The organism is Agrobacterium sp. A3-95, assembly GCF_053521785.1.
On record NZ_JBNWDR010000016.1, the window covers coordinates 36,470 to 62,975 of the forward strand.

General features: G+C 58.7%; 32 protein-coding genes and 2 pseudogenes. 14 read left to right on the forward strand and 20 right to left on the reverse strand.

The window, feature by feature from the left end:
* The first annotated feature begins 359 nt into the window (after positions 1–359).
* Genes ACQZ5Y_RS27110 through ACQZ5Y_RS27120 form a run of 3 tightly spaced genes read left to right on the forward strand, consistent with a single transcriptional unit; the run spans position 360 to position 3,464 of the window.
* Positions 360–764 (forward strand): DUF6290 family protein, encoded by a 405-nt coding sequence (locus ACQZ5Y_RS27110; protein ID WP_236763230.1) that lies wholly within the window; start codon positions 360–362, stop codon positions 762–764.
* 3 nt (positions 765–767) lie between these two features.
* On the forward strand, positions 768–3,245 hold the full coding sequence (locus ACQZ5Y_RS27115) for a relaxase/mobilization nuclease domain-containing protein (protein WP_174060407.1): 2,478 nt from the start codon (positions 768–770) through the stop codon (positions 3,243–3,245).
* Positions 3,246–3,251: 6 nt separating this feature from the next.
* The gene (locus tag ACQZ5Y_RS27120; RefSeq protein ID WP_142523755.1) at positions 3,252–3,464 is read left to right on the forward strand and encodes a hypothetical protein; all 213 of its coding nucleotides are present in this window, start codon (positions 3,252–3,254) and stop codon (positions 3,462–3,464) included.
* Positions 3,465–3,471: 7 nt separating this feature from the next.
* Here ACQZ5Y_RS27120 and ACQZ5Y_RS27125 read toward each other — a convergent pair whose 3' ends face one another.
* The 9 genes and pseudogenes from ACQZ5Y_RS27125 to ACQZ5Y_RS27165 all read right to left on the reverse strand — a co-directional run.
* Complete coding sequence (locus ACQZ5Y_RS27125) at positions 3,472–5,559, reverse strand: type IV secretory system conjugative DNA transfer family protein (protein ID WP_174060406.1); 2,088 nt, start codon at positions 5,557–5,559, stop codon at positions 3,472–3,474.
* Positions 5,556–6,578: a P-type DNA transfer ATPase VirB11 gene (gene virB11 / locus ACQZ5Y_RS27130; RefSeq protein ID WP_174060405.1), complete on the reverse strand. Its 1,023-nt coding sequence runs from the start codon at positions 6,576–6,578 to the stop codon at positions 5,556–5,558. Before virB11 ends, ACQZ5Y_RS27125 begins: the two co-directional genes overlap by 4 nt.
* Positions 6,559–7,770 (reverse strand): type IV secretion system protein VirB10, encoded by a 1,212-nt coding sequence (virB10, locus tag ACQZ5Y_RS27135; protein ID WP_174060404.1) that lies wholly within the window; start codon positions 7,768–7,770, stop codon positions 6,559–6,561. Before virB10 ends, virB11 begins: the two co-directional genes overlap by 20 nt.
* Positions 7,770–8,582 carry a P-type conjugative transfer protein VirB9 gene (virB9, locus tag ACQZ5Y_RS27140; protein WP_127625913.1) on the reverse strand — a complete coding sequence of 271 codons (813 nt, stop codon included), beginning with the start codon at positions 8,580–8,582 and terminating at the stop codon, positions 7,770–7,772. The genes virB10 and virB9 overlap by 1 nt, the downstream gene beginning before the upstream one ends.
* Complete coding sequence (locus tag ACQZ5Y_RS27145) at positions 8,579–9,271, reverse strand: VirB8 family type IV secretion system protein (RefSeq protein WP_037093755.1); 693 nt, start codon at positions 9,269–9,271, stop codon at positions 8,579–8,581. Before ACQZ5Y_RS27145 ends, virB9 begins: the two co-directional genes overlap by 4 nt.
* Positions 9,272–9,304: 33 nt before the next feature.
* Positions 9,305–10,333, reverse strand: coding sequence for a TrbL/VirB6 family protein (locus tag ACQZ5Y_RS27150; protein WP_037093751.1), 1,029 nt, complete (start codon positions 10,331–10,333; stop codon positions 9,305–9,307).
* Positions 10,334–10,337: 4 nt separating this feature from the next.
* Positions 10,338–10,574: a hypothetical protein gene (locus ACQZ5Y_RS27155; RefSeq protein ID WP_142523761.1), complete on the reverse strand. Its 237-nt coding sequence runs from the start codon at positions 10,572–10,574 to the stop codon at positions 10,338–10,340.
* Complete coding sequence (locus ACQZ5Y_RS27160) at positions 10,567–11,265, reverse strand: type IV secretion system protein (RefSeq protein ID WP_107341898.1); 699 nt, start codon at positions 11,263–11,265, stop codon at positions 10,567–10,569. Before ACQZ5Y_RS27160 ends, ACQZ5Y_RS27155 begins: the two co-directional genes overlap by 8 nt.
* 14 nt (positions 11,266–11,279) lie before the next feature.
* Positions 11,280–11,789 (reverse strand): annotated as a pseudogene (locus ACQZ5Y_RS27165) (lytic transglycosylase domain-containing protein); the annotation flags it as partial.
* Here ACQZ5Y_RS27165 and ACQZ5Y_RS27170 point away from each other — a divergent pair.
* The 4 genes and pseudogenes from ACQZ5Y_RS27170 to ACQZ5Y_RS27185 all read left to right on the forward strand — a co-directional run.
* Positions 11,786–12,094 (forward strand): annotated as a pseudogene (locus ACQZ5Y_RS27170) (thermonuclease family protein); the annotation flags it as partial. The pseudogenes ACQZ5Y_RS27165 and ACQZ5Y_RS27170 sit on opposite strands and share 4 nt — an antisense overlap.
* Positions 12,095–12,499, forward strand: a complete 405-nt coding sequence (locus tag ACQZ5Y_RS27175; protein WP_174060403.1) for a hypothetical protein — start codon at positions 12,095–12,097, stop codon at positions 12,497–12,499.
* 1 nt (position 12,500) lies between these two features.
* Positions 12,501–13,088: a hypothetical protein gene (locus tag ACQZ5Y_RS27180; protein WP_174060402.1), complete on the forward strand. Its 588-nt coding sequence runs from the start codon at positions 12,501–12,503 to the stop codon at positions 13,086–13,088.
* Positions 13,089–13,097: 9 nt separating this feature from the next.
* A complete protein-coding gene (locus ACQZ5Y_RS27185; protein WP_174060401.1) occupies positions 13,098–13,520 on the forward strand; it encodes a hypothetical protein in 423 nt (140 codons plus the stop codon).
* 26 nt (positions 13,521–13,546) lie between these two features.
* On the opposite strand, the gene ACQZ5Y_RS27190 is transcribed toward ACQZ5Y_RS27185, so the two are convergent.
* Complete coding sequence (locus ACQZ5Y_RS27190) at positions 13,547–13,828, reverse strand: hypothetical protein (RefSeq protein WP_174060400.1); 282 nt, start codon at positions 13,826–13,828, stop codon at positions 13,547–13,549.
* A gap of 516 nt (positions 13,829–14,344) precedes the next feature.
* Between ACQZ5Y_RS27190 and ACQZ5Y_RS27195 the strand changes: the two genes are divergently transcribed.
* The 4 genes from ACQZ5Y_RS27195 to ACQZ5Y_RS27210 are packed head-to-tail and all read left to right on the forward strand — an operon-like array spanning position 14,345 to position 18,827.
* Positions 14,345–16,027 carry a Mu transposase C-terminal domain-containing protein gene (locus tag ACQZ5Y_RS27195; RefSeq protein WP_010791757.1) on the forward strand — a complete coding sequence of 561 codons (1,683 nt, stop codon included), beginning with the start codon at positions 14,345–14,347 and terminating at the stop codon, positions 16,025–16,027.
* A 2-nt stretch (positions 16,028–16,029) separates the two neighbouring features.
* The gene (locus ACQZ5Y_RS27200) at positions 16,030–16,938 is read left to right on the forward strand and encodes a TniB family NTP-binding protein (protein WP_000393453.1); all 909 of its coding nucleotides are present in this window, start codon (positions 16,030–16,032) and stop codon (positions 16,936–16,938) included.
* Entirely contained in the window at positions 16,935–18,152 is a 1,218-nt protein-coding gene (locus tag ACQZ5Y_RS27205; RefSeq protein ID WP_011405615.1) for a TniQ family protein, read from the forward strand. The genes ACQZ5Y_RS27200 and ACQZ5Y_RS27205 overlap by 4 nt, the downstream gene beginning before the upstream one ends.
* Before the next feature lie 60 nt (positions 18,153–18,212).
* Entirely contained in the window at positions 18,213–18,827 is a 615-nt protein-coding gene (locus ACQZ5Y_RS27210; protein WP_010981357.1) for a recombinase family protein, read from the forward strand.
* A gap of 38 nt (positions 18,828–18,865) precedes the next feature.
* Here ACQZ5Y_RS27210 and ACQZ5Y_RS27215 read toward each other — a convergent pair whose 3' ends face one another.
* From ACQZ5Y_RS27215 to merB (ACQZ5Y_RS27230), 4 genes are all read right to left on the reverse strand, one after another.
* Positions 18,866–19,069, reverse strand: a complete 204-nt coding sequence (locus ACQZ5Y_RS27215) for a DUF3330 domain-containing protein (RefSeq protein WP_005413391.1) — start codon at positions 19,067–19,069, stop codon at positions 18,866–18,868.
* 132 nt (positions 19,070–19,201) lie between these two features.
* A complete protein-coding gene (gene merE / locus ACQZ5Y_RS27220) occupies positions 19,202–19,438 on the reverse strand; it encodes a broad-spectrum mercury transporter MerE (RefSeq protein WP_005413392.1) in 237 nt (78 codons plus the stop codon).
* Positions 19,435–19,800 carry a mercury resistance co-regulator MerD gene (gene merD, locus ACQZ5Y_RS27225; protein WP_000995361.1) on the reverse strand — a complete coding sequence of 122 codons (366 nt, stop codon included), beginning with the start codon at positions 19,798–19,800 and terminating at the stop codon, positions 19,435–19,437. Before merD ends, merE begins: the two co-directional genes overlap by 4 nt.
* Positions 19,801–19,911: 111 nt before the next feature.
* Positions 19,912–20,550 carry an organomercurial lyase MerB gene (gene merB / locus ACQZ5Y_RS27230; RefSeq protein ID WP_011405612.1) on the reverse strand — a complete coding sequence of 213 codons (639 nt, stop codon included), beginning with the start codon at positions 20,548–20,550 and terminating at the stop codon, positions 19,912–19,914.
* A gap of 68 nt (positions 20,551–20,618) precedes the next feature.
* Here merB (ACQZ5Y_RS27230) and ACQZ5Y_RS27235 point away from each other — a divergent pair, with 68 nt between their 5' ends.
* Together ACQZ5Y_RS27235 and ACQZ5Y_RS27240 are read left to right on the forward strand one after the other, a co-directional pair.
* Positions 20,619–21,053: a mercury resistance transcriptional regulator MerR gene (locus tag ACQZ5Y_RS27235; protein WP_010981353.1), complete on the forward strand. Its 435-nt coding sequence runs from the start codon at positions 20,619–20,621 to the stop codon at positions 21,051–21,053.
* A gap of 84 nt (positions 21,054–21,137) precedes the next feature.
* A complete protein-coding gene (locus tag ACQZ5Y_RS27240) occupies positions 21,138–21,596 on the forward strand; it encodes a hypothetical protein (RefSeq protein ID WP_011405611.1) in 459 nt (152 codons plus the stop codon).
* 321 nt (positions 21,597–21,917) lie between these two features.
* Here the strand turns inward: ACQZ5Y_RS27240 and ACQZ5Y_RS27245 are convergent, their stop codons facing one another.
* The 6 genes from ACQZ5Y_RS27245 to ACQZ5Y_RS27270 all read right to left on the reverse strand — a co-directional run bounded on the left by ACQZ5Y_RS27245 (position 21,918) and on the right by ACQZ5Y_RS27270 (position 25,975).
* Positions 21,918–22,034, reverse strand: coding sequence for a MerR family transcriptional regulator (locus ACQZ5Y_RS27245; protein WP_031943118.1), 117 nt, complete (start codon positions 22,032–22,034; stop codon positions 21,918–21,920).
* On the reverse strand, positions 22,031–22,669 hold the full coding sequence (merB, locus tag ACQZ5Y_RS27250; protein ID WP_011405610.1) for an organomercurial lyase MerB: 639 nt from the start codon (positions 22,667–22,669) through the stop codon (positions 22,031–22,033). Before merB (ACQZ5Y_RS27250) ends, ACQZ5Y_RS27245 begins: the two co-directional genes overlap by 4 nt.
* A gap of 80 nt (positions 22,670–22,749) precedes the next feature.
* Positions 22,750–23,403 (reverse strand): phenylmercury resistance protein MerG, encoded by a 654-nt coding sequence (merG, locus tag ACQZ5Y_RS27255; protein WP_011405609.1) that lies wholly within the window; start codon positions 23,401–23,403, stop codon positions 22,750–22,752.
* A 35-nt stretch (positions 23,404–23,438) separates the two neighbouring features.
* The gene (gene merA, locus ACQZ5Y_RS27260) at positions 23,439–25,148 is read right to left on the reverse strand and encodes a mercury(II) reductase (RefSeq protein ID WP_011405608.1); all 1,710 of its coding nucleotides are present in this window, start codon (positions 25,146–25,148) and stop codon (positions 23,439–23,441) included.
* Between the two features lie 187 nt (positions 25,149–25,335).
* Entirely contained in the window at positions 25,336–25,611 is a 276-nt protein-coding gene (merP, locus tag ACQZ5Y_RS27265; RefSeq protein WP_011405607.1) for a mercury resistance system periplasmic binding protein MerP, read from the reverse strand.
* A gap of 13 nt (positions 25,612–25,624) precedes the next feature.
* On the reverse strand, positions 25,625–25,975 hold the full coding sequence (locus ACQZ5Y_RS27270; RefSeq protein ID WP_001294663.1) for a mercuric transport protein MerT: 351 nt from the start codon (positions 25,973–25,975) through the stop codon (positions 25,625–25,627).
* A gap of 71 nt (positions 25,976–26,046) precedes the next feature.
* On the opposite strand from ACQZ5Y_RS27270, the gene ACQZ5Y_RS27275 reads away from it, so the two are divergent.
* The gene (locus ACQZ5Y_RS27275; RefSeq protein WP_032490487.1) at positions 26,047–26,481 is read left to right on the forward strand and encodes a mercury resistance transcriptional regulator MerR; all 435 of its coding nucleotides are present in this window, start codon (positions 26,047–26,049) and stop codon (positions 26,479–26,481) included.
* Positions 26,482–26,506: the final 25 nt, after the last annotated feature.

The window sequence follows — 26,506 nt, forward strand, 5'->3', positions numbered from 1 at the left end:
TTGGTCGTGTGGTTTTTACAAGTGTCTGGGTCGAGTGGTGAACCCCGGAGCCGCGTGAGGCCTCACTTGGCGCTCGCACGGAAGGCGAAAGGGTGAAGAGCGAAGCGTCCCTTTCGCCTGAGTACGAGGGACAGACAAAGGCCTTCAGTAGCGGTTTTGGCGGTGAACCCTGGTGAGCGTTCCAACGGAAAGAGTGCGAGGAGAAGCGGAGCCAGTCGAGAGGTGAAATTAGGTTGAAATTGGGGGATGGTGCTTTAGGTTTAGAGTGGCAGGATACGTAAAAATGTTTTACATTTTTTATCACGATCGTGGGACAAGCCCTCGATGACGGTCGCAAGGCTCCGGGAAGGCTTAATTGATTGACGAGTAAAGACACGATCGAAGTGCCGACAGCCAAGCAACGCAAGGGGCGTCTCATCAACGTCCGCGTCAGCGATGCAGAGCATTCGGCTATCGAAGAAGCGGCCAAGTCGGCCGGTATGAGTGTGTCTGCTTTTTTCCGTTCTCTGCTCCTCGAGGGTGCAGGCGTTCGACCTATTCTGACTGCGGAAGACAGGTTGATCATGGCCGCATTGCTCGAAGACATGCGGATGATAGGCATCAATTTGAATCAGGTCGCCCGCTCCCTGAATGCAGGAAAGGTTGTCCATCCCTCAGAGCTGGACATCAACCTTGGCAACGTCCAGCGGATTCAGGCGGCCGTAATGAGTGAGCTGCGGACACTTTCACGCCGTGCCGGGCATGAGCGCCGAGGCGAGGTGTAGGCCGTGGAGTTCTTTTTCGGCACTTTCACAAGCGAATGGGAGCAAAGGCGCGCGGCGCTATTGCACGAAATGACGCTCGGCGGCCGTGGGAGCGCTGTCGAGGAAGAGCTTGAGAAGAGACTGAAGAATCTGCAGCGCCAGGTTGGGATGTCTAAAGGCGGGTCGGGATCTAGGGGAGGGGTGAGGACTTCGGCATTCAACGTGTCATCGCCTTCGAGGACGATGGTTGCCGGTTCGGGTGCTATGCGATCAATGGACGTTCGTCTTGCGAGCGTTGCCAAAGGGAGCCAGCCCGCCGTGGTCAAACTGGCTTCCTACGGTGGTGGCGCCCGCGTCGGCTCGATGCTCAACTATGTTTCCAGAGGGGGGGAGCTGAAGGTTGAGAACGAGAACGGCGAGACGTTGCGTGGCCGTGAGGAGCTGGCGCGTCTCCGTGGCGATTGGGATCACCTTTTCCAAAACAGGACCGAGAGCCGCGATATCGGCGCGTTTAGCGTCGAGGTGAGCGTTTCCGGCGGCTCGAACCCGCATGAGAAGGTGCGGGACATTCTCAGCAGTGGCTTTGGTGATCGACGCTACGCTTACTCTGTCGAAACCCGAAACAATGGATCGCTGAAGGTCGAGGGCTATGTCGTGCTGCGCAGCGCGCAGGGCGAGCGGCTGACGGCTGACGCGAAGGCGGCCGCCATCGTTCAGGAGCGTTTCCACGCCAGCGCCGTTGCGAAAGAGGCCCCTGCGGCTTTCTCGTTCACAGGCTATGGCAACGGCGTGGAATATGGCGCTGCCAAGTTGCGAGACCTGATCGCGCAGCGGAACGACGTTCGAGACGATCAGGGACGTGCGATTGCCGATGACAAGGCTGCGGGCGACCTGGTGCAAAAGGAATGGCGGGATGAACTGCACAGCCGCAAGAGCCGTGACGTGATGCACGTGATCATGTCGGCGCGTGCCGGCACGGATGCTGTCGCGTTCGAAGGAGCTGTTCGCGACTTCCTGGCTGAGCAGTTTGCGGGCCATCGGTACGTATTCGCTATGCACGATCCGGAGAACGATCCGAAAGAAGCAGGGGAGGGGGGCAAGCGGCCGCATGTTCATGCCCATGCCATCGTTACCATGCGTTCGGAATCGGGCGACCGGATCGAGACGACTCCGGCCACCTTCCGGCAATGGCGTGAGGTCATGGCCGAGAAGGCGCGTGACCACGGCATTAATATGGAAATGACCGATCGGCGCGAGTTCGCTACGCCGCCAGCCTTCACGCGAAATCAGGTTCGCGCCGTCAGGCATGACGGTCGAACCGAGCATGTAGGCACCAGCGATCCGGCACAGGCGCGATATGACGCAAAGCGAGCTGGTCGACGCGTGGTGGCGACGAGCCAGAGAAGCCGCCAATACATCCTAAAAGCGCAGGAGACCTGGCAGAAGATTGCAGTCAACGCCGGCGACACAGTGGTTGCGGCCTACGCCGCTCAGCATCGCTCCTATCTGGAAAACGGCCTTACCCAAACGGATCAATCGCCTGCTGGTGCAGTCATTCATGCAGATTTCGGCGGTGATTACCGCTCCAATATGGTAGCAATCAGAGACATGTTGTCGGAGGCAAAGGACATGCGCGAGCAGACACGCCCAGAGTTCGAAGCGTACGAAAAGACGGTTGAAACGGCTCTATTCAACCTTCAGCGCAGCGCTGGTCCAGAGGACCGGTCAGGCTTCGAAGAAGTTTCCTCCCTTGCTCGCGAGATCGTCGATCTGCGCAGGCAGATGCTCGAAATGAAGGAGCGTGGGCTTGATGAGCAGGATGGACGAAACGCTGCTGGCGACGTCCCCAGAGAAGGTGGGGCAGCGCCGGATAGAACGGCATCTGAGGTGCAAGAGCAGACGAATGCTAACCTCCAGTGGGAGGCGGCTGTTGCCAAGCATGGAAAGGTTGTCGTTGAGGCTAGTAACGATGTGATGGCAAATGTGGAACACTATCGCTCCGGCCTCGCCCATATCGAAGCCGGCGAGCTCGGAGACGAAAACCGGGAGCAGTATGAGAAGGGCCTTGAAGCTTCGCTTCATCATGCAGCTCAACTCGCCGCTACCGGAAACGGCTATCTCCGGGATGTTGCCAACGAGGATCCGGAACTGCGCGCGGAGATCGAGACCATCGAACGCAACGAAGAGCGTGGGGACGAAAACAAGTCAAACAAGCAGCCGATAACTGCGGATACTGCCGACGATCGCCAACGCGATCTCAGGGTGGATCTGGAAGAGGAACGTCCGATCGGGCAAGCGGAGCGTGAGGCTCACCAGCTCGCTGAGACGGTGGACGCTACTCAGAGGCAGCAAGATCGTGTAAACAGAGATAGGGAAGCGGCCCAGCGGGGCGGCGAGACCACTCGGACTGATCCCGCACAACAGCACATTCCTCGTCTCGAGGAGTTGGAGCGTGAACAGGTTGAACAGAGGGAGCGTAATCGGGACGACCGTGATCGCTAAAGTGTCATGCAGGACGGTAATCAGAACACCTACCTGGTGGAAGTAAACGACCCCAAGTCTGCCGATATCGTCGGCAAGATGATGGTGTGGGGCATGGTCTGCGTTGGGATCCTCGCGATCCTGATCAAGGTCTACGGGACCGTGATCGGCTGGTATCATGCTTCTGTGGCTTGGCTAACAGAGGCGGGTCAGTACGCGTCGAGCTTCTGGCCCTTCTGAACCTGAATTAGCGACCGGCCTGTTCCATGATTGGATCAGGAACGGTCGCTGCGAATAGCTCTTCCAAGCTCTTCCTCTTGCGCGGTGATTTGCCTTCCGATTCCCGTTCGACGACCTCCCTAAGGCGACTAACCCGATCATTGTGCGCTTTTTCGATGTCGTTCTCTGAGACAAGTGTTGTGCGCTTTCCGGGAGCGGGCACAGCTGCCTTTGCAGGTTCCGGAGTGCCCCCGGCGCTGACCTTCTTACTGGCCAAGGCGGAGGGATTCACAACGCGAGCAGGCGAGGTGGAGGGCGCTGGCTCTTGCGGAGCCTCCTCCTGGACAGGCGCCCGCGGCTCCTCCGCTTTCGCCTCAGACGCAGGCTTTATCGCTTCCGCTTGTTCAGCCTGCTCCTGGCCTGCGTTGGCATATGCTGGCGTGGTCGCTGGAACAGGTTTAGGTGGCAGGTAATCGACAGTTGGAACGGTCGGTATGTGCGTCTGAGAATAGGCCTCCGCCTCCTTGAAGGGCTGCGTCTTAAAGAAGCGCAGCTTCTCTCCAAAGATTGGCCGCTGCCCCTCCACCAACAGGATCATTTTGTTCTCGGGCATCTGGCGGACTTCCTGCGGCATCATCAGGTCCCGATCACGAATTTGCTCAACCTTCGTTCGGCGCGGGAGGCCCATAAGCTCGATAGTGCGCGATTCAGACTGATATCGGATGGTTCTCTTGCCAAGCGCGCGGGAAGCATACTCTGCCGTGGCCTGATCATTGGCACCAAGGATGAGCTGATAGCCGCAGTTGCCAAGGAGCGAATGTCGGGACGTCTCACCATAGATCTCATCCAGGTTCTTCAGGTCCTGGATGATGAAGGCAAGCTTGATCTTATAGCCGGCCACATAGGGCAGCTTCGTCATGATCTCGTCCATGCGCTTCAGCTGGCGAAACTCATCCAGCAGAAAATAGACCGGCACGGAGTTGGGATCATGCTCAAGTGTGAGTATGTCCATCACCTGTTGAACGAATAGCGTCAGCAGCGGCCTAAGAAGCGTGATGTCGGTGATGTTCGGGGCAAGGTAGATTGTGATGGGGCGACGCTTCATGGATCGAAGGTCCATGTCGGTCATGTTCGTTGCGGCCACAACGCGTTCGTTCTTGAACGGCCTCATCGCCTTCTGGATATCAAGCAGTGCCGAGGCCGCGGCCCGATCCGAGAGAGACAGGTAGGAATTGAAGCTCTCCATCGTGAACTTCGACAGGTATGGCTCCTTCTCCTTGATGTACTTCATCAAGGCCTGCAGATCGGTCCCGCTGTTGAAGAAGGAGTTGATCTCGCCGAGGTTCCTGCGCCCTTTGTAGAAGGGGCTTTCGAGAACGTAGCTGATGGCGCCGGCGAGAACCTGTTGAGCTGTGGCCTGCCAAACTGAATTCTCGGATTCGGTGTTTTCCGGTACAAGAATGCTGGCGATATTTTGAATGTCAGTCGTGCGTTTGCCTCGCTCCGGACGAACGAAATCCAAGGGATTATAGCTGTTGGTCGTCTCGGAACCCGGCGCGAACAGGAAGACCTGGCTGCCGTTGCGCTTCCGATAGCCGGCGGTTGCCTTGTAGACCTCGCCCTTCAGATCCGTGACGATCATAGAGCCTTCGTGCATGAGAGCGTTGGGGATGACGTAGCCCGCGCCCTTACCGGATCGCGTCGGGCCAATAATGAGGTGGTGGCGATCGTCATACGCGCGGAGGACGTTGCTCCCGATGCGGCCGAATATGTGACCTTTCTTGCCAAACCACTTCCCGCGCCGAAGGGTTGCGAGATCCTGAAAGGCTGCATCCCCTAATGGATTGCTGGTAGGTTTGAGCCCAAGATAAGCAATGAGGCCTGATACGAGCAGCGCGGGCACTACGGAGCCGAGCGCGACTTTTTGAAGGGAAGGGGAGGAGCTATAGGCCCAGAACTGCTGAATTGGCGCGAATGGGTTTGAGGTGATTGTCGCCTCGAGGATCCTACCGTCACCGTAGAAGAGCTGAAGCCCCGCCCCGTACGCCAGCATCCAGACTGCAAATGCGATCAACAGGCAGAAGAACAGATAGAAGGCCTGTAGCCCCTTACTCATGATGCATCCCGTGCGAAGTAGATTTCGGACACCCCGCGCTTGCCGCCTTCCCGCCTGAGCTGGATCACGATCGGAATGACCATTTGGATGTAGGACATCAGGTCCTGCTTGGAGTAGCCGGCGGACATGCCGGACTGCTGCATCATCATGGCAAGCTGTTCATAGGCGCCGAGCGGCGTATCGGCGTGTACTGTCGACATGCTGCCCGGGTGGCCTGTGTTGATGGCGCGAAGGAATGAAAAGGCCTCAGCTCCACGAATCTCGCCAACAAAGAGGCGATCCGGCCGCATTCGAAGCGCCGATTCAAGCAGGTTTTGAATCGTCACGTTTGCGGTGCCTTGCCCACCCTTGGAGGCGATCAGGTGGACCGCGTTCTTCTGTGGTGGGAATAGCTCACGAGTGTCTTCAAGCGTCAGGATCCGCTCATTCAGGTCTACAGAGTTCAGGCAAGCGTTCAGAAACGTGGTTTTTCCCGACGACGTGCCGCCACTGATCAGGATCGAAACCCGCTTCGTGATGGCCGTATGGATGAAGTCGTAGATCTTCTCTGCGCGTAGATAGGCGATCAGCTCCCGATCCACGTCGCTTAGGCCCCCGACAGCAACCGAGACTTTGTCGAGAGAGCCGTTGTCACGGTAGTCCTGCAGAGAGAAATTCTGCACAACCTGCTTACGGATTGTGATCGACCCACCGTCGGGTGCCGCGGGCGGCAAGACGACCTGGATACGTTCGCCGGTCGGCAGTGCTGCGCTAAGGATCGGATTAGCGGCGTTGAGGAACTGCTTCGTCGCTGCGGCAACCCGCTCGCCAATGTTCTCGATCTCGCGTGCCGTCAGAGCATCGATTACATGATGCTCCATGTGATCAGCACCGAAGCGCTCAACATAGACTTGGCCTGGCCGGTTCACCGCAATCTCAACCACCTTCGGGTCATCGAGAAATTGCCTGATGGGCTCCAGAGACCGGTTCAGGAAATAGTGGGGATCATGAGCCGTCGTGTTACCTACCATAACGTTCACGTTTGATCTCCTTCATCGCTTCCGTGACAGGATCGTCGTACATGGCGCTGAAATCGAGATCCTGGCGAACATAGACAAAGATCCGCTCGCCCTGCGGCACGCTGATCGTTGGCGGGATCCTCAGGTTTTCGGCAAGGACCGTGTTCGCCATGTCGCTGAAGGTCTGCGCGATCGTATCTCGCGCCAATTCAGCACCTCGCTCAGTGTCATCGTTTCCGGAGCTGGAGTCGCTACCGTATCCGGTTAGATAGCTTGCACCGCCTCCGACGATCGACAGCAAGATTGATGTGCCAAAGCGCTCACGGAACTTGTTGTCGACATGACCCGTCAGGCCCGATCGCCCGAGGCTGTCCGTGCCGATGGAGTTCAAGCGCACCGACACGCCGTCATCCCGGATCAGCCTCGTCCACACGACAAAGACCCGCTTCTGCCCCCGCGTAACTTCGGACTGATATTCCCCGATCAGGCGTGTTCCTGTTGGGATCAGGACACGCCGCCCATCGAAGGAGTAGACATCCTTGGATGTGATGGCCCGGACCTGGCCCGGAAGGTCGCTGACGATCGCCGTTTCCAAGATGCCGGGGATCAGCGTGCCCTCTGGGATCATGGCGTCGATGCGCTCAATCTGCCGGGCCTTGGCGGAACGATCACCGATCGCACTCGCTGAGGACAGGTACTGGCTGTTGCGATCCTCGCCAGCGACGGTCAAAGGCGTGCCGCTGTTCGAGCCATCGAGCGAACCATTCGCGGATCCTCCCAGGTTCTGGTCAAGCGTGATTAGCTTTGACCGGAATCGCTCTGGAAATACCTCTTCGGCGGGCGGGGGGGCGCTCGCCGGTTGAGCTACTTCGGGCGGGGGAGGCACGTTGAATTCAGTGACGTCCACCGGCGGAGCTGGCGGCGGAGGAGGCGGAGGTGGAAGTTCCAAGACAGGCTGTTCGGGTGGTGGGGGAGCGGGTTCTCCATCGCGCACGAAACCGGGCGGCCGGAAGGTCGTGGTACGGAACTCCTCCTCACTTTGCGCGCTTTCAGGCGGGCTTTCTCCGGACGTGGCGAGCACCAGGTACGCGGCGAAGACGCCAGCCAGCAAAAGGGTGGCCATGCCGACCGTTTGATTGCGCTTCACGTTTCGATTGCTGATTTCGGCCTCGTCGGCCGCCGCCATTGCGTCGAGTTCAGGGCTGCGCTTCATTAGTTGCCGCTCCTCCTGCGTTTGCTGGCATCAGGATCCGGCTTCGGAGCCATGATGTCAGGATCAGGTGCTGCAAAGTCCGGCTTGCGGAGGTTGAAAATGCACGTCCACTGGTTTCCGTCCCGGAGCGTGTATTGCGTGGCCACGCCGTCAACGACGATGTATTCGCCTTCCTTGCGGAAGTTTCGCAGGGTCTCGGAGAAGTCGGATTGAACGGCAAAAATGGCCGGCACGGTCCCTCGGCCGAACTTGAAAAAGGTCTTCTTTCCGTCATCGAAGACCATTGTCGGCTTCAGCGCCGCGTCGCCCGAGAAAGAGTAGTCAATATTGACGTTCGCTTTGTCGATGCTCGAAATGTTCGGGTTAGCTGCCCGAAACTCAGCCTCCTTCCGCAGAGACTCGTTCAGGTTCTTCTCGGGATACACGAAGCGAATGCCGAAGACCTTTTTCCCTGCTTCCGGTGCATAGTCGTTCAGCTCAAGGAAGTAGATCCTCTTTGAGGTCACCACGTTCATGTTTGTGGAAACGTCCTTGGCTATCGGCTTGACGAAAAGGATGTTGCCCTTTTCGGACGGGGCAACCTGCCAACTGTCGGTGTCGCCAAGCGAGATCGTCTCAAACTTCTCATCTTCGTCGAAGATGATCATCGTTGAGATGCCGTAGGTCGCAGACACCTTCACGACGTTGTTCGGCTGATAGACGACACTGGTCACACGCGCATCCAGACTGCCAGGGCGGGGCTGTTGCGCCGCATAGGCGTGAGTCATCGTGAGAGCGGCGATCGACGCCGCCAGAGGCAAGCCATATTTCACTGCTGGCCTCCCGAGGTCACCGTTTCCTGATCACGGCGGTAGTCATAAACCTGGAAGCCCAACGGGTTTTCGAAGCGCCATTCGTTGCGCTCAGGCGTATCGGTGTAGCGATAGCGAACGATAGAGATGAAATGGCGCGTGATGACGTCTGAATCAGAGCGCTCATGCGTCGAGAACCGGACGAGCGCCGTTGTCGTGTTGGGGAAGGTGACAGACTTTATGTCGACGGTGATCGACTTGTTTTTGCCGAGCCGACGAGCTGGATTGTCAGGGTTCGCGGCACTCCATTGGGCCTGGAGGTCGCGCGCTGCGTCGCCGGTGGAGAGCAAAGCTGCAATTCCAAAGTTCTGCTCGATGGCAAAAGGATCATATCCCTCGCGGGATCGAATGTAACGGACGACATTCGCCTGAGTGACCGCCTGCTGATCGGTGATGTTCGATGTTCTGGTCAGCCCTGTCTTGACCTCAATGTAGCCAGTGTTCTTGTCGACCTCGACAATGTACGGCTCGAAGCTCTTGAGGGGCACGAGCATCACCAATGCGGAGAGCGACAGGATCGTGATGCCGCCGAAGATCAGCGTAATCAGCCAAGCGAACGCCTTGGACCGTTTGGCCTTTTTGACGATCTCTTGCTCCCAACGGTCCCCATCCTGAAAATAGCTCCGGAGAGCATCGTTATTCTCTGCCATGTATCCTAGCCCTTAATTCCCGCCACCAGTTGCCTAGTTGGGCAGACTGTTGTTGGTAATTCTGTTTTGCATCGCTTCTGCTGCACCGGCGTTTTGGATGTTTTCCCTCATGCCGGCATGGGTTCTGGCGCGTGCGGCCATTCCTAATTCTCCAGCCCTGCCGGCTACAGAACGTGTCGCGGTCAAAGCTCTTGCCGGCAGTGCAACACCGGTCGCGTAGCCAACCGATCGAGCGATCTGCCCAACGCCCGTTGCCACGCCCCCGGTAATTCCCTGGGCGAGAGTTTGGATGTTGAAGAGGACAAAAGCACCAGCCGCACAGATCAGGACGAAAGCCGAGATATCGTCTAGCTGGATCTCGTTCGCGGATGCTGCCGCTGCGACCTTCTGCAGTTCAGCGTCCATGGTCGTGATGAGAAAGGCGGCGACGACGTAAACGAAGAGCGGAATAATCGCGTAAGTCAAAACCTGCTGGAACCAAGCCATTCCGTACTGGCGCGTGGAATCAAACAATAGGCAGGCGATAAAGATCGGTGCAGTGCCAAGCAGCACCCACATCATCACCTTCGCAAGCACGAGGATGGCAAGCGCAACGGCAATGAACAGCCCAACCGCCAGCATGATCAGGAACCCTACAAGGCCCGGGAGAATGGCGAAGTAGCCTGACTGCTCCGCGAATGCTGCTGCTGCCTCATTCGCTGTCTCCCAAATCATGGAGAGGCCGTCTGTCGGCTCAGTTATCCCGGTACTGCTAGCCGTCAGGAGCGCCCGCCCCACGTCTTCCGGCGTGTTGTTCAGCCAGTCGTAAAAGAAGAGTTGGAAGTTGCCCCACTGATCAATGAAAGCGACGATAAGCATCATCCGCACGACCCGGCCGACGATCTCGCCGACGCTCACTCGCGCGGTCCCCATGACGAGTTGAAGTCCGTAATAGGCGACGTAGGCAATAAGCATGATCGTCAGCAAGGGCATGATCTCGTCGCCAACGACCTCATAAGCCCGTTGGGAGAAATTCCGCCCTGCATCTTCAAGAGCCTCAAGCAGGCCGCCTAGAAAGTTCATGGGGTCACTGCTCTCCGCTTGCAGCGAAAGCGTCGATCGCCGCCAGCGCTTCCGATGGGTTGCCATTCACGCTGGTCATTGGGCCACATTCCTGTCGCGGATCCTCGGCGTAGGATGTGAGGTTTGCCGGCCTCTTGCATGGTGCAGTTTTCTCTTTCGGAGCACCGGCGCAGCCAGTTACGCCGGCAGCAACCAGAACGGAGAGGAGCACAAAACCATTCACTCGAAATGTCTTAGTCACCGTAGGTCAGCGCCTTCTTGGTATTGGAGATGTCGACAAGGCGGCGCTGGTTTTGAGCCTGCAGGGAGCCGACCGCCCCATTCATCACGCCAATCATTTCGTTGATCGTCAGGCCGGTTTGAACCTGCAGCTGCGTGTTCTGATCGATGGACCCCTTGATGTCTTGGGCCTGGCCGATCTGCTGACCTGCCTGCTGGAATGCCTGTGTTCGGGACTGAACGGCCTGTTGCGAGCCGGTGACTAGGGCAGCAACTCCAAGGACGGTCTTCATCATCTCTTCGTAGGACTTGTCGCCGGAGAACGTGCTGTCCGCCTTGCCAGACAAGTTCTTTACTAGCTGGAGACCGTTGATGAAGGTGGTGGCAATCTGCCCGATGTCACCGCCCATGCTGCCGAAGTTCGGGACTCCGCCCTGCATCAGGCTATCGAGTGACGGCATCTGAGAAACGCTGAACCCTTGACCAACGGCGAGGTTCTGCATGGGATTTGAAACGCTCCCGCGATCCCCCGTGACGGCTTTAAGCGTCTCTTCTACCGTCTTCAGAACCTCCTTGTTCGTATCCAGGATCTGATCGGTGGTCTGAGAGGTTTCCGTTGCAATCTTCAGGTTGGCGCTGTCGATCACGGGGACCTGTGCATGCGCGGTAGACGCCATCGCTAGCGAAAACGCAGTCAGGAATGCTCTTTTCATGGCCGTTCTCCTTGTCATTCGGTGCTCAACATCAGCTTCATGTCAGCCTCTGGTTCGAGTTTTCGAACGCAGGCCTGTTCCTCCGGATTCCACTCAAGCTGCAGTTCCTTGTCGCAGAGGTCAGCTACCTCGCGATCGTCTTCCTTCTCGTCTCGCTTGTAGTCGCTGGACCGCGAAGACCCCGAGAGCCCGCCTAGATCGAGTGCATTTTGAGAATTCATAAGCTCCGCCATCGTTGTTCCGAGGCGGATGACCTGGTTCATCATCTCGAGGTTCGCATTGCGTGCTCCGGAATTATGGTCCCAGCTGTCTTGGATCGTGCCGCTTTCCATCTGGCCGAGTTGCTGAAGCCATGACGCGACGTTCCCGCTGTTTTCGGAAATCGATTGGCTGGTTGCCATTGAGTTGATCGTTGCGTCACGCGCACCTGAAAAGCCCGACGTGCCTCCGCCGAAGTTTTCGGGGATGTTCGACACATCGGAGCCTCCGAACTGAGGCATCCACTTGCCTTTGATCGCGGCTACCCGTCGCACAATGCACGACTAACGGTGTGGATCTCGCCGCCGAAATGCTGCGCGTCGGTTGGGCTCGCCTCGATTCCCCTTACATCAACTCCCAATATTACGCCTATCAGACCAACGCGATGGCCGCCCGGTATGGGATGTGGGGAACCTACGTGTTGGACATGAACGAATGGCGCCGCAAAGCGGTCGACAGGACGCTAGATCGGCATCCGATCGCCGACTTCAATCTATTGGCCGAGAGGAAAAGCGAGATCTCTCCTCCTTTTGCTGATGCGCGAAATAAGCCGAAGAGGACAGACCGATAGTTGCCAGACCTCGCACATATTGCGACCTCTCTCGCAACGGATCCCTTGGCTGGCTTGCTGCTTGCCATCTCCCTCTCGATCGCCCTCACAATCCCGGCGCAGAGACTCTGGTGGATCCACGCGCTACTAGCGACCTTCCTTCTCATCCTGTCGCTGGCTTTCCACGACAAGCGTCACTTGTCGTTCGACAGCTACCTGGTCGGGCTCTTCGCCTTCGTCGCGGTTTCTCGGGATATTCCCAATCAGCCACTGCTCTATCGCATCGGCATTTCCTGGTTTGCGTGCTTCGCGCTGATCTCGGCCGTCATCTACGCTGCAGGCGAACGCATCCAATACAGGACTCCGCTCGAAGAACCTTTTTCAGAGCCGGCAATTTCAGCAGCATTGATCAAGAGGGACACCTGATATGAAACCAGTGTTTTTTGCCGTAGCCGGTCTTGCGGCTCTTGCCATCTCTCCAGCATCTGCCAAGGCCGAGGATGCCTCATGGGGTTGCCAGATTCTCTTGTGCGCAGCCTCACAAAGCCCCTCCTGGCGTGGCGTCCCCTACTGCGTTCCCCCGATGAAAAGGCTCATATCAGCTATGGCGAAGCCCGGCTTCTCCTGGCCGATCTGCCATGAAGCAAAAGCCGGAAAGCCGGGCTACGAACCTTACGAGGAATGCCCTGCCGGCATGACCGCCGTTTCCTCCCGCACCGATGGAGATCGGTCGTTCTTTGGCCGAGACGACAAGGATCAGTGCACGAAAACCGTCAACCAGTGCAGCAACCGTGCCGCCTTCCGTACCCAATTTGGTGACAGCCGAGAAAACGAGCGCAAAGGTGTCACGATCCGGCAGATCAACCAGAACAACGACAATGATGTTTTCAACCGAGACAATGGCTGCATGGTGCAGATCACTCAGCCCCGCCCTCGCCGCGCGGATCCTTATTATTTCGACATTCCGAACGATAAGGGCGTCAAGCAGCGCGCTTGGTTCAACTTGAATGACTGAGTGGATGACATGAACAGCAATATTCTCGTCGTAGCAGCAGCCGGTATCGGCATTCTCGCCGGTGCAGGAGGTACTTATCTCATCATGCCGGAGCCAGAGCCGGTTGTTCGGGCCCCTACTGATGCGGAGATCGCGGCCCTTATTGCAGCCAATCCCTCCCTAATTCCCGAACCTCCGGCTCCTGTGCTTGAGATACCGACAGAGGAGGAAGCCCTAGCCGCATACCGCAAGGCTTATGCCCGCAATCCTCTGAGGACCGGCCGCGATGAAGCCGATGTAACCCTCGCCTTGGGAGAGTGTGACGAGAACGCCAGCGGTCCAGGCGTATCATGCGTTGCGGCCATCAAGAGGAATCCAAACGCAACTCCTCTCGATCGTGTCATTGGATTTGCCAAGTCTGCATCCGGCGAGTGGGTTGCCACCAACTACTGATCTCAGGGCCAGATGCCTGTTGCTCGTCAATGCCCCGGCAGTGAGATGGAGCCTGAAAGAAGAAGCTCCATTTCCTCAGGGCTTAGGCTCCCCTTGGAGGCAATTAGATACCCTGCTACGTAAAGCAGCTTCTGATCTCTCTCATCCTGATCTGACGGCGCGTGCCTGATGATTTCCATTCGTGCCTTCGCTTCTTGATCCATGTCAGCGCCGCCCTCACCGTTGACGGCCGCCAGGTAGACGGCCCGGTGACGTTCGACCTTCACGGACAATGGCTCGTTGGGTTGCAGCTCAAGCTTATCTGTCATCTTTCCCTCTCCACAAGCGCAAGCGATCACTCCTTGACCTCCCGAAATCGAAGGGAGGGCAGGAGCCCCGCTCCTGCTCCCGAGCTCGTGCGGAACAGCTGGAGAGAGGGGGACAAGCACTAAACCGGAGGGGGATCACCCACCCGGAGGGCCGAGACGAATTTCATTGAAATGCGGCCGGTGCTGCAGGCCGCAGGCCGAAGCATGGGGAGACCGGTTTAGTGCTTGCGGGGGAGAGAGGACAGAGCGCCTTTCTCCCCTCTCAATGAGTTGAATATCTCTGTCGGAACGGCGACCTACCGCTCAAACCGATTATAAGCGGCTGAATGCGAAATCGTCGCGAAAGTTCTAATATTTGCGACAGATCGGCGGCTGTCATTTTCAGAAGACGACTGCACCAATTGACGGGGCGTAACGCCAGATGTGCAGGCGACTCCTGACAACGCAATATCAGAAGTCATCTGCACCAATCTCGACTATGCTCAATACTCGTGTGCACCAAAGCGAGGTGTGAGCATGGCGTCAGACACATCATTGATTGCCGAGCAAGGCGTGGCCACCCTGCCCGATGCGGCTTGGGCGCAGGCCCGGCAACGGGCGGAAATCATCGGGCCGCTGGCAGCGCTTGATGTGGTCGGGCATGAAGCCGCCGATGCCGCTGCTCACGCGCTTGGCCTGTCCAGGCGGCAGGTGTATGTCCTAATCCGCCGTGCCCGGCAAGGTGCTGGGCTTGTGACGGACCTGGCTCGCAGCCGATCCGGCGGCGGAAAAGGCAAGGGACGCTTGCCGGAATCAGTTGAGCGCATCATCCGCGAGTTGCTGCAAAAGCGCTTCCTGACCAAGCAGAAGCGTAGCCTGGCAGCGTTCCACCGCGAGGTCGCGCAGGCTTGCAAAGCGCAAAAGCTGCGGGCGCCGGCGCGCAACACCGTGGCTCTGCGGATCGCCGGCCTCGATCCGCTCAAGGCCACTCGCCGCCGGGAAGGTCAGGATGCGTCCCGCAGCCTGCAAGGTGTCGGTGGTGAGCCTCCCGCCGTGACCGCGCCACTGGAACAAGTGCAGATTGATCACACGGTCATCGACCTGATCGTGGTGGACGAGCGCGACCGGCAACCGATTGGCCGTCCGTATCTGACCATCGCCATCGACGTGTTTACCCGCTGCGTGCTCGGCATGGTCGTCACGCTGGAAGCGCCGTCATCTGTTTCGGTCGGCCTGTGCCTTGTGCATGTCGCCTGCGACAAGCGTCCCTGGCTGGAGGGTCTGAACATAGAAATGGAGTGGCCGATGAGCGGCAAGCCCAGGCTGCTCTACCTGGACAACGCGGCCGAGTTCAAGAGCGAAGCGCTACGCCGAGGCTGCGAGCAGCATGGCATCCGGCTTGACTATCGCCCGCTCGGGCAGCCGCACTACGGCGGCATCGTGGAACGGATCATCGGCACGGCGATGCAGATGATCCACGACGAATTGCCAGGGACGACCTTCTCCAACCCTGACCAGCGCGGCGACTACGATTCCGAAAACAAGGCCGCCCTGACGCTGCGTGAGCTGGAGCGCTGGCTCACATTGGCGGTCGGCACCTACCACGGCTCCGTGCACAACGGCCTGCTCCAGCCGCCGGCAGCGCGCTGGGCCGAAGCTATCGCGCGGACCGGCGTGCCAACCGTCATCACTCGCACCACGGCTTTTCTGGTCGATTTTCTGCCCATCATCCGCCGCACGCTGACCCGCACCGGCTTCGTCATCGACCACATCCATTACTACGCCGATGCGCTCAAGCCGTGGATAGCTCGGCGCGACCGCTTGCCTGCGTTCCTGATCCGGCGCGACCCGCGCGACATCAGCCGCATTTGGGTGCTGGAGCCGGAGGGGCAGCACTATCTGGAAATTCCATACCGCACCTTGTCGCACCCGGCTGTCACCCTCTGGGAACAACGACAGGCGCTGGCGAAATTGCGGCAGCAAGGGCGCGAACAGGTGGATGAGTCGGCGCTGTTTCGCATGATCGGCCAGATGCGCGAAATCGTGTCCACCGCGCAGAAAGCTACGCGCAAGGCGCGGCGCGACGCGGATCGACGCCAGCATCTCAAGGCAACGGCAGTTCTTTTCAAAACCACGCCACCACCGGACGCGGACATGGCTGACCCGCAGGCAGACAACCAGCCACCTGCCAAACCGTTCGACCAGATTGAGGAGTGGTAGCCGTGGAAGAATATCCCATCATCGACTTGTCCCACCTGATGCCGGTGGCCCAGGGCTTGGCCCGTCTTCCGGCGGACGAACGCATCCATCGCCTTCGCGCTGACCGCTGGATCGGCTATCCGCGAGCAGTCGAGGCGCTGAATCGGCTGGAAGCCCTGTATGCGTGGCCGAACAAACAACGCATGCCCAACCTGCTGTTGGTCGGTCCAACCAACAACGGCAAGTCGATGATCGTCGAGAAATTCCGCCGCACCCACCCGGCCAGCTCCGACGCCGACCAGGAGCACATTCCGGTACTGGTCGTGCAGATGCCATCCGAACCGTCGGTAATCCGCTTCTACGTCGCGCTACTTGCCGCGATGGGCGCGCCATTGCGCCCGCGCCCACGGCTGCCGGAAATGGAGCAATTGGCGCTGGCACTGCTACGCAAGGTCGGCGTGCGCATGCTGGTGATCGACGAATTGCACAACGTCCTGGCCGGCAACAGCGTCAACCGCCGGGAATTCCTCAACCTGCTGCGTTTCCTCGGCAACGAGCTGCGCATCCCGCTGGTCGGGGTCGGCACACGCGATGCCTACTTGGCGATCCGCTCGGACGACCAGTTGGAAAACCGCTTCGAGCCGATGATGCTGCCGGTGTGGGAGGCCAACGACGATTGCTGCTCACTGCTGGCCAGCTTCGCGGCTTCGCTCCCGCTGCGGCGACCCTCGTCGATTGCCACGCTGGATATGGCCCGCTACCTGCTCACGCGCAGCGAGGGCACCATCGGCGAGCTGGCGCACCTGTTGATGGCGGCGGCCGTCGCTGCCGTGGAGAGCGGTGAGGAAGCGATCAACCATCGCACGCTCAGCATGGCCGATTACACCGGTCCCAGCGAGCGGCGGCGGCAATTCGAGCGGGAACTGATGTGAAGCCAGCGCCACACTGGCCACTGCATCCGGCTCCCAGGGAAGGCGAAGCCTTGTCTTCGTGGCTCAACCGCGTGGCCCTTTGCTATCACATGGAGGTGTCCGAGCTGCTGGAGCACGATCTTGGTCACGGCCAGGTTGATGACCTGGACACCGCGCCACCACTGGCGCTGCTGGCGATGCTCTCCCAGCGGAGCGGCATCGAGCCGGACCGGCTGCGTTGCATGAGTTTCGCCGGCTGGGTGCCTTGGCTACTGGACAGCCTTGATGATCAGATTCCAGATGCATTGGAAACCTATGCGTTCCAGCTCTCGGTGCTGCTGCCGAAACTCCGCCGTAGGACGCGATCCATCACGAGCTGGCGTGCCTGGCTGCCCAGCCAGCCGATACATCGCGCCTGCCCGCTCTGTCTGAACGATCCGGAGAACCAAGCCGTACTGCTCGCGTGGAAGCTGCCCCTGATGCTGAGCTGCCCACTGCATGGCTGCTGGCTGGAATCCTATTGGGGCGTGCCAGGGCGGTTTCTCGGCTGGGAGAACGCCGACGCCGAACCGCGCACTGCCAGCGACGCGATTGCGGCGATGGACCAGCGTACCTGGCAGGCACTGACGACCGGCCACGTGGAGTTGCCGCGCCGACGCATCCACGCCGGATTGTGGTTTAGGCTGCTACGCACGCTGCTCGATGAGCTGAACACCCCGCTTTCGACGTGCGGCACCTACGCGGGGTATCTCCGCCAAATCTGGGAATGCTGCGGGCATCCGCTGCGTGCTGGGCAAAGTCTGTGGCGACCGTATGAAACCCTGAACCCGGCAGTACGGTTGCAGATGCTGGAGGCGGCGGCAACGGCAATCAGCTTGATTGAGGTGAGGGATATAAGCCCGCCAGGCGAGCACGCAAAGCTATTCTGGTCCGAGCCCCAAACCGGGTTCACCAGTGGCCTGCCGGCGAAAGCGCCGAAGCCCGAACCCGTCGATCACTGGCAGCGTGCAATCCAGGCCATTGATGAGGCCATCATTGAAGCACGACACAACCCCGAGACGGCACGCTCGCTGTTCGCGTTGGCTTCCTATGGTCGGCGCGACCCCGCTTCCTTGGAACAGTTGCGCGCCACCTTCGCGAAGGAAGGCATCCCCCCGGAATTTCTGTCACATTATGAGCCTAGCCTACCCTTTGCATGCCTTAGACAGAATGACGGGTTAAGTGACAAATTTTGACGTGCAGAGCTTCCCGATGCAAACTGTCACATAATCGAACGTATATGTGACAGGTACAAGATGCTGATTGGCTACATGCGAGTATCGAAGGCGGATGGCTCCCAGGCGACGGACTTGCAGCGCGATGCGCTGGTCGCGGCCGGTGTTGATCCGGCGCATCTCTATGAAGACCAAGCGTCCGGAAAACGCGAGGATCGTCCCGGTCTGGCGAGCTGTCTGAAGGCACTACGGCCAGGCGACACGTTGGTCGTTTGGAAACTGGATCGGCTCGGGCGCGACCTGCGCCATCTGATCAATACCGTCCATGACCTGACCGGACGCGGCATCGGCCTCAAGGTGCTGACCGGGCACGGCGCGGCCATTGACACCACGACCGCCGCCGGCAAGCTGGTCTTCGGTATCTTCGCCGCGCTGGCCGAGTTCGAGCGCGAGTTGATCGCCGAGCGCACCGTGGCGGGCCTGGCCTCAGCACGGGCACGCGGCCGGAAAGGCGGCCGGCCGTTCAAGATGACCGCCGCCAAGCTGCGGCTGGCGATGGCGGCAATGGGGCAGTCAGAGACCAAGGTCGGCGACCTGTGCCAGGAACTTGGCATCACGCGGCAGACCCTGTATCGGCATATTTCACCCAAGGGCGAGCTACGTCCAGATGGCGAGAAGCTACTCAGCCGAATTTGATGCCGACATGAGGCGACGTAGCGAAAGCGTGGTTTGTCTCAATTTGACGGCGGCGAACCGCAAGCGTTCGGTTCGCCGCTCGTTTCGGTCGCAGTGCTGGCCCGCGCCTGGAAACGTTGATAACACTCCAGCCCGCAGAAGTGCTCGACGTACTCCGCGCCTTCCGGTGTGAAGGCGGCATCGAGCGGAATTTCCTTGCAGCACACGCAGCAACTGGTGGCGGTCGGATCATTTGCATTCATGGTGGCACCCCTCCATTGACTGACGAAGACGGCGAATGCCGCCGCCGGCATCGGCTTTGCGAACAGAAAGCCTTGCCCGCGCTCGAACGCTTGGGCCCTCCGCCGTAGTCCATCCATCCGGCCGGGAAGCGCTCATGATCTTTCCCTGAATGCCCGCAACGCCCGCGCCAGTGACAGAAGAAACAGGCCGGTCAAACCGAGCGCCGTGATGACCCAATACTCGACAAGGAATGCACCGGCGGTTGTGCCGGCCAGCACGGCAGCGAGGATGGACAGGTGGCAGGGGCAAGTCAGCACGGCCAGCGTGCCCCACAGGTAGCCGGTGAACGGTTTGTGCGTCTCGGCCGGCATGCGCTCGGGGCTGTTCATGGCAAACTCTCCGCATGCTGTGCCGGCGCGGTCGGCATGGCGGCCAACTGCACTTCCAGATTGGCCAACGCTTCGCGCCGGCGTTCGACGAACTGACGCAGCACAGCAAGCTGCGCGGCAGTTTCATCGCAGTTCGCCGCATCCAGCGCCCGGCACAGCCGCGCCAATGCGCCGAGGCCGATGCCCGCCTCGAAGGCGGCCCGCACGAAGCACAGTCGCTGCAAGGCGGCGTCATCGAACAGGCCGTAGCCACCCGTGGTGCAGGCGACTGGCCGCAGCAATCCGCGCAGCAGGTAGTCGCGCACGATATGCACGCTCACCCCGGCATCAAGGGCCAGCCGGGACACCGTGTAGGCGTTCATCGAACACCTCCTTTTGGTCGGTTCACGGCAATGCATATACCGTTTCGCCGAGTTCAATCCGCGCGCTGCGAATCCGATGCCGGTGCCGTAGAACATTGGGTCGATATCCGATCACGGTGTCCTAGATGACATGGTCTGCAACAGATGTCGATTAAACTCCTGGCCCAAGCCGAAAGCCTCGTGGACACTGACGATCGCCAATCCTTCCAATCCTTGATGCTTGGAGGCCCAGTCTTCCGCCGTCGGGACAGATGCAAAGAAATGTACATGGCAACAGAAGGACTGACGAACGTCGGCTGCTTCCTGCGGCAATACCAAGGACACCGCCATGCCGGCAGGTTCGACAGCCTGTATCTCGCTGGGTGAAACCGTAAGCGAAACGGGTGCTCCAGTTGCAGCGCAATGCGACGAGACGCGAGCTGTACGGCCGATTAACGCCGGGAGCATCAGGGTGTCCAGCGCGCACCAGGCATACAGCCGGCGGTTGTCAATTTCCAAGACATGCGACGTCTCGCGCAAGGTGAGGACATAGCCGATGATGTTCCCATCGTTGTCGTATTCGGTACTGGTGGCTTGTTCGAGCACAGCCGCCACTTGCTCAGCGGGCCAGCCAAGAGTCCTGGCAAGCGTAGTTCGCGAAATCGGGCGTCCCTTGGCAAGTTCACCCAGTAGCGCGACCAAGAACTCCGCAAAACCTTTGGGCCGGTTGGTCGGGGTGAGACGTTCTAAAATATATGGGGCGAGCTTCATGGTTCCATCTCCTATTTGAATTGGATAGCGTAACCTTACTTCCGTACTCATGTACGGAGTCAAGCGGTATGGAAAATAATTTGGAGAACCTGACCATTGGCGTTTTTGCCAAGGCAGCCGGCGTCAACGTGGAGACCATCCGGTTCTATCAGCGCAAGGGCTTGTTGCCCGAGCCGGACAAGCCCTATGGCAGCATTCGCCGCTATGGCGCGGCGGACGTGACACGGGTGCGATTCGTGAAATCGGCCCAGCGGTTGGGCTTCAGCCTGGATGAAATCGCCGAGTTGCTGCGGCTCGACGATGGCACCCACTGCGAGGAGGCCAGCAGCCTGGCCGAGCACAAGCTCCAAGACGTGCGCGAGAAGATGGCCGATTTGGCGCGCATGGAGGCTGTGCTGTCTGACCTGGTGTGCGCCTGCCATTCGCGGCAGGGGAATGTTTCGTGTCCGCTGATTGCGTCGTTGCAAGGTGGAACGAGCTTGGCAGGGGCTTCCACAGCTTAGCGTGCTTTATTTTCCGTTTTCTGAGGTGCCCCCTACCAGCAACGCACCGCCGAAGACCGGCAGCAGGAGCGCGAGCAATTCCAGATGGTTAACCGGGGCCTGAAAGACCAGATTCAAGACCTGCAAAACCGGCTCATCCAAGCCGAGTCAAGAGCGTCCGAGCTGATAGACACTAATGCGCAATTACAACGACAAACGCATGAGCTCGAACAGGCCAATGCGATGCACAAAAGCACCTTGGATAGGCAAGTGGCCGATATCCAGAACTTGGAGCATCAACTTAACGACGCCTCGGCAAAAAACCGGGAGCGGAAGCATGAAAGCAAACAATTGGCGGATAATATTGCCGCACTCGCAAGCCAGAAAGCAGATGCCGATAAGCAGGTGGCCGTACTATCCCAAGCATTAGAGGTCACCAAAACGGATCTGAAAGCCTCTCAGAATAGAGCGGAAGTTCTGTCCGATGAGAACAAGTTGATTCTTCAGGAAAAAGCGGTGATTCAGGGGCAGTTTAAGCAGCTTCAGGAGTCACTGTCGCGATAAAGGCTTTAGTCAAACATTCATCGAAAAAGCTATATTAATCAATATATTATATACGAAGTGGCTAATTCCAACGCTTTTACCGGCCGGACCTCAAGTAGCTGCACCGGCCGCCATTTCATTCAAAGAGGCCTCGACGACAGTCAAAACTGTTCGACGCACGTCGATCTTCCATCGCACGCGCTCGACGCATCGGTCCAGGCTTTCGCTATCGTCTGCGTCCAATGCTTTGCAAAGTCGCGCCAGTTCGTCGAGCCCAATTCCGGACTCGAAGGCTGCGCGGAGAAACCGCAGCCTTCCGAGTGTTTTGTCATCGAAAATGTTCTAGCCACTTTCGGTTCGCCGAGCAGGGTGCAACAAGCCGCGTATCATGTAGTCGCGCACGACATGCACGCTGACGCAAGCATCATCAGCCAGCTTCGATATCGAGTACGCATTCATACTGGGCTTTCCTCGCAGTCCTCTAGCAGCTTAAGCGCGACATCATGACCAAGGTCGAACGCACTCTCGACAGGCACGACCTCAATCCCTTGGTGGGTCGAAGCCCACGAATTTGCAATAGACGGAGACGCAAAGAAATGCACATGACAGCAAAACGAACAACGAATGTCGGGCGAAGTATCCGGAGTTCGCAGTGAAACCATTGCTTCTGCCGGTTCGACATGAAGCACTGCTTCTGGTGCAACGGTGAGAGTGATCGGCCTACCGGTGGCGGCGCAGCGGGAAGTGACACGGGCAATCTTGCCGGTCAAGGCGGGAAACATCAAGGTGTCCAGCGCACACCATGTGTACAAATGACGGCCATCCACCTCAAAAACGTGAGAGGTTTCACGTAGTGTCAGCCCCAGTCCAATGATATTGGCCTCGTCGTCATATTCCGTACCAGGTGCCTGCTCAAGTACCGTTGCAACTCTCGCTCCAGACCATCCGAGTGCGCCGGCGAGCTTTTCGCGTGATACAGGTCCCCCCATCGCTAGCTGTCGGAGCAGCGCGACAAAGAGCGTTGCGAACTCTTTAGGATGATTGCCAGATGAAAGGCTTTCGGCAATCTTTTTGGAATAAATAGTCTTGTCCATTTTCCACCTGTTATATCGGGCAGCGATCAACCGGGATAAACCTTACTCGGCGGTTACGTCCTGCGCTTAACAAAGACGAATTACTTTGTGCCTTGCCGGCGTTGCCATTCCTCGGCCAGCAGCTGGGCTTGCTGTAACTGTTCGGGCTTCATTTGAGCTGCATAGTCTGCAACGACTTTTGCTGCTGTCGGTTCTCCCGACGCTGCGGCCAGACTCATCCACTGGTATGCCTGCACCTGGTCGGGCGCGATGTCGGTAAGACCCTTTGCAAACAGCTGGGCCAGCCTGACTTGAGCCTGCGTGTGTCCCTGCTCGGCAGCGAGGCGGTACCACTTGAAAGCCTCTGCATCGTTGGCAGGAGCCGCACGCCCATTCTTATACATACCGTCGACTTCACTTCCGTAGAGGCGCCCGAGGTTGAACTGTGCATCGGCTTCACCCTGCTCGGCCGCCCTGCGGAACCACTGGATCGATGCCGCGTGGTTTTGCTTTACGCCCATACCGCATTTGTACGCAAGACCCATGATGTTCTGAGCCATGGCATCGCCAGCCCTGGCCTTCTTTTCCCAATCACTGACGGTCTCTGGCGACAATGTTTCAATCGCGGCGCCGAGCTTAGAAAAATCATAAGCCGCCAACGCTTGGTTTGGCATGCCTAACGTTGCGGTACTTGCCAGTACGATCGTCAAGCACGCGCGTACACGGCGTAATTTAAGTCTGATGTCACAAAACATAAAAACTCCTCTGTCCCTGTTTTGGTGCCCAAGGTTTAGCCGGCACAGCACGATAGCTGTGTCACATCCTTCGAAAAAGTCTGTGCCACCAGTTTGAGACCTTCAACCATGGTGAGGTAAGGGAAAAGCTGGTTAGCCAGATCCTGGACGGTCATGCGGGCCCGGATGGCAATCGCGGCAGTCTGGATGATTTCGCCTGCTTCCGGTGTCACAGCCTGGACTCCGAGAATGCGTCCGGACCCTGCCTCAGCAACAAGCTTGATAAAGCCGCGGGTATCGAAGTTGGCGAGTGCACGCGGCACATTGTCGAGCGTGAGCGTACGGCTTTCGGTTTGCAGACCAATGCGCTGGGCCTCTGCTTCACTGTAGCCTACCGTGGCAACTTGCGGATCGGTGAACACGACTGCCGGCATGGCGTCGAGATCGAGCTTTACGTCGCCGCCGGTCATATTAATGCCAGCCCGGGTACCAGCCGCGGCTGCAACGTAGACGTACTGAGGCTGGTCAGTGCAGTCGCCAGCTGCGTAAATGTTCGAAGCACTCGTGCGCATGCCTTGATCGATCAGGATGCGATGTTGCGAGTCAAACGTCACACCTGCGCGCTCGAGATTCAGGCTTGCGGTATTTGGCGTGCGGCCGGTGGCAACAAGCAATTGATCCACCTTTAACTCGCCCTGCGCGGTCGTCAGGATGAATTGGCGGTCGCAATAGGTCACGGCACTCGCCTGCGTCTGTGTCAGCACCGTGATGCCTTCCGCACGGAAAGCTGCAGTCACGGCCTCGCCAATGGCAGGGTCGTCACTGGCAAACAAGGTGCGCCGGGCCAGGACCGTCACCTCGCTGCCCAAGCGCGCAAACGCTTGTGCCAGTTCCAGTGCTACGACCGAGGCGCCAATTACTGCCAGCCGTTTAGGAATGGCTTCGCTAACCAGGGCTTCGGTGGACGTCCAATATGGCGTTCCTGCAAGACCAGGCAACGGCGGGATGGCAGCGCTTGCACCAGTGGCAATGAGACAGCGATCGAAGGCCACTTCGCGAGTGTCACCTTCTGCCGCTTCCACGATAAGCGTTTGGCCATCCTTGAATCGGGCGCTGCCTCGCACCAGATTGATCGACGGATTGCTTTCGAGGATGCTTTCATATTTAGCATGACGCAGCTCGTCCACACGGGCCTGCTGTTGCGCCAGCAGACGGTCACGCAGGACAACTGGGGGCGTTGCCGACAGTCCCACGTCAAAAGGACTTTCGCGTCGCAGATGAGCGATATGCGCTGCCCGAATCATGATCTTAGAAGGGACGCAGCCCACGTTGACGCAGGTGCCGCCGATAGTTCCCCGCTCGATCAGGGTGACACGGGCACCGTTTTCAGCTGCCTTCAGCGCTGCTGCCACAGCGGCGCCGCCAGTACCGATGATCGCCACATGCAGCTGACCTGCCGGTTTCTCCACCGCGCGCTCGCCGCTCAGCCACTGGGCGGCTTTGCCAAGGAGTCCTGGCTGTTCAACACTGCGCTCTTTGCTTTCAAATTCGTCTGTAGGCGTAGCACCGTAACCAAGGGCGCCCACTGCTGCTACGAGCGCGGACACGTCAAGCCTATTGCCTGTGACTTGCGCCTTGTTCGATGGATAATCGACAGCCGCTCGCGTTACGCCGGGGACCGCCAGCAGCGCGTCCTCAACGTGCCTTGTACAACTTGGGCAAGTCATTCCCGCCACGCTCAAACCAACTTCGTTTAACTCTTGCATTCCGCTCTCTCTTTTATCCGTTGTGCCCAAGCCAACTAGTACGACGCCTCGGTCACTGAATCGGTTGTGCGCTTCAGGGAACAGGCTCCGTGGGTCGTTTACAGGCTGCTCACGCGATGACGACCGGCAGAATCGCCTGAGCGGCATCTCTGCCGTGGTTCTAGCGATGCTGCCGTTATTTGTTGCCTTACTTCTTCAGCTCAGATGGGTAGCCTACATCCGTCGTCGCCTTGCTAAGCGCCTGGACGTTGGTCTTCGCATCGTCAAACGTTACGACGGCAAGCTTGGTTGAGAAGTCGACCTCGGTCTTGCTAACACCGTCGACCTTGCTCAAGGCCTTTTTAATGGTGATAGGACAAGTCGCGCAGGTCATGCCAGGAACGGCCAAGGTGACCGTCTGCGTGGCGGCCCACACCGGGGCAACAGCGGCGGCGAGGGCAAGGGAGGCAAACAGTTTCTTCATGATGAACTCCTGGTTAATAGAAAAATGGAACGACATAGGGAAATCCAAGCGCGACCAGGACCAGCACGGCCACGATCCAGAAAATCAGCTTGTAGGTGGCGCGCACCTGCGGAATCGCGCAGACCTCACCTGGCTTGCATGCCTGCACGGGCCGGTAAATCCGCTTCCAGGCGAAGAACAGCGCCACTAGCGCCGCGCCGATGAACAACGGTCGATAGGGTTCCAGCACCGTCAGGTTGCCGATCCAAGCACCGGAGAAGCCCAGGGCGACCAGTACTAGCGGCCCCAGGCAGCAGGTCGATGCAAGAATGGCGGCCAGCCCGCCGGCGAAGAGCGCACCGCGCCCGTTTTGTGGTTCAGACATACGTTGGCCCTTTTGAATTTGGATTGGATAGCGTAACCTTACTTCCGTACTCATGTACGGAGTCAAGCGATATGGAAAATAATTTGGAAAACCTGACCATTGGCGTTTTTGCCAAGGCGGCCGGGGTCAACGTGGAGACAATCCGCTTCTATCAGCGCAAGGGCCTGTTGCCGGAACCGGACAAGCCTTACGGCAGCATCCGCCGCTATGGGGAGGCGGACGTGGTTCGGGTGAAATTCGTGAAATCGGCACAGCGGCTGGGGTTCAGTCTGGACGAGATTGCCGAGCTGTTGCGGCTCGACGATGGCACCCACTGCGAGGAGGCCAGCAGCCTGGCCGAGCACAAGCTCCAAGACGTGCGCGAGAAGATGGCCGATTTGGCGCGCATGGAGGCTGTGCTGTCTGACCTGGTGTGCGCCTGCCATTCGCGGCAGGGGAATGTTTCGTGTCCGCTGATTGCGTCGTTGCAAGGTGGAACGAGCTTGGCAGGGGCTTCCACAGCTTAGCGTGCTTTATTTTCCGTTTTCTGAG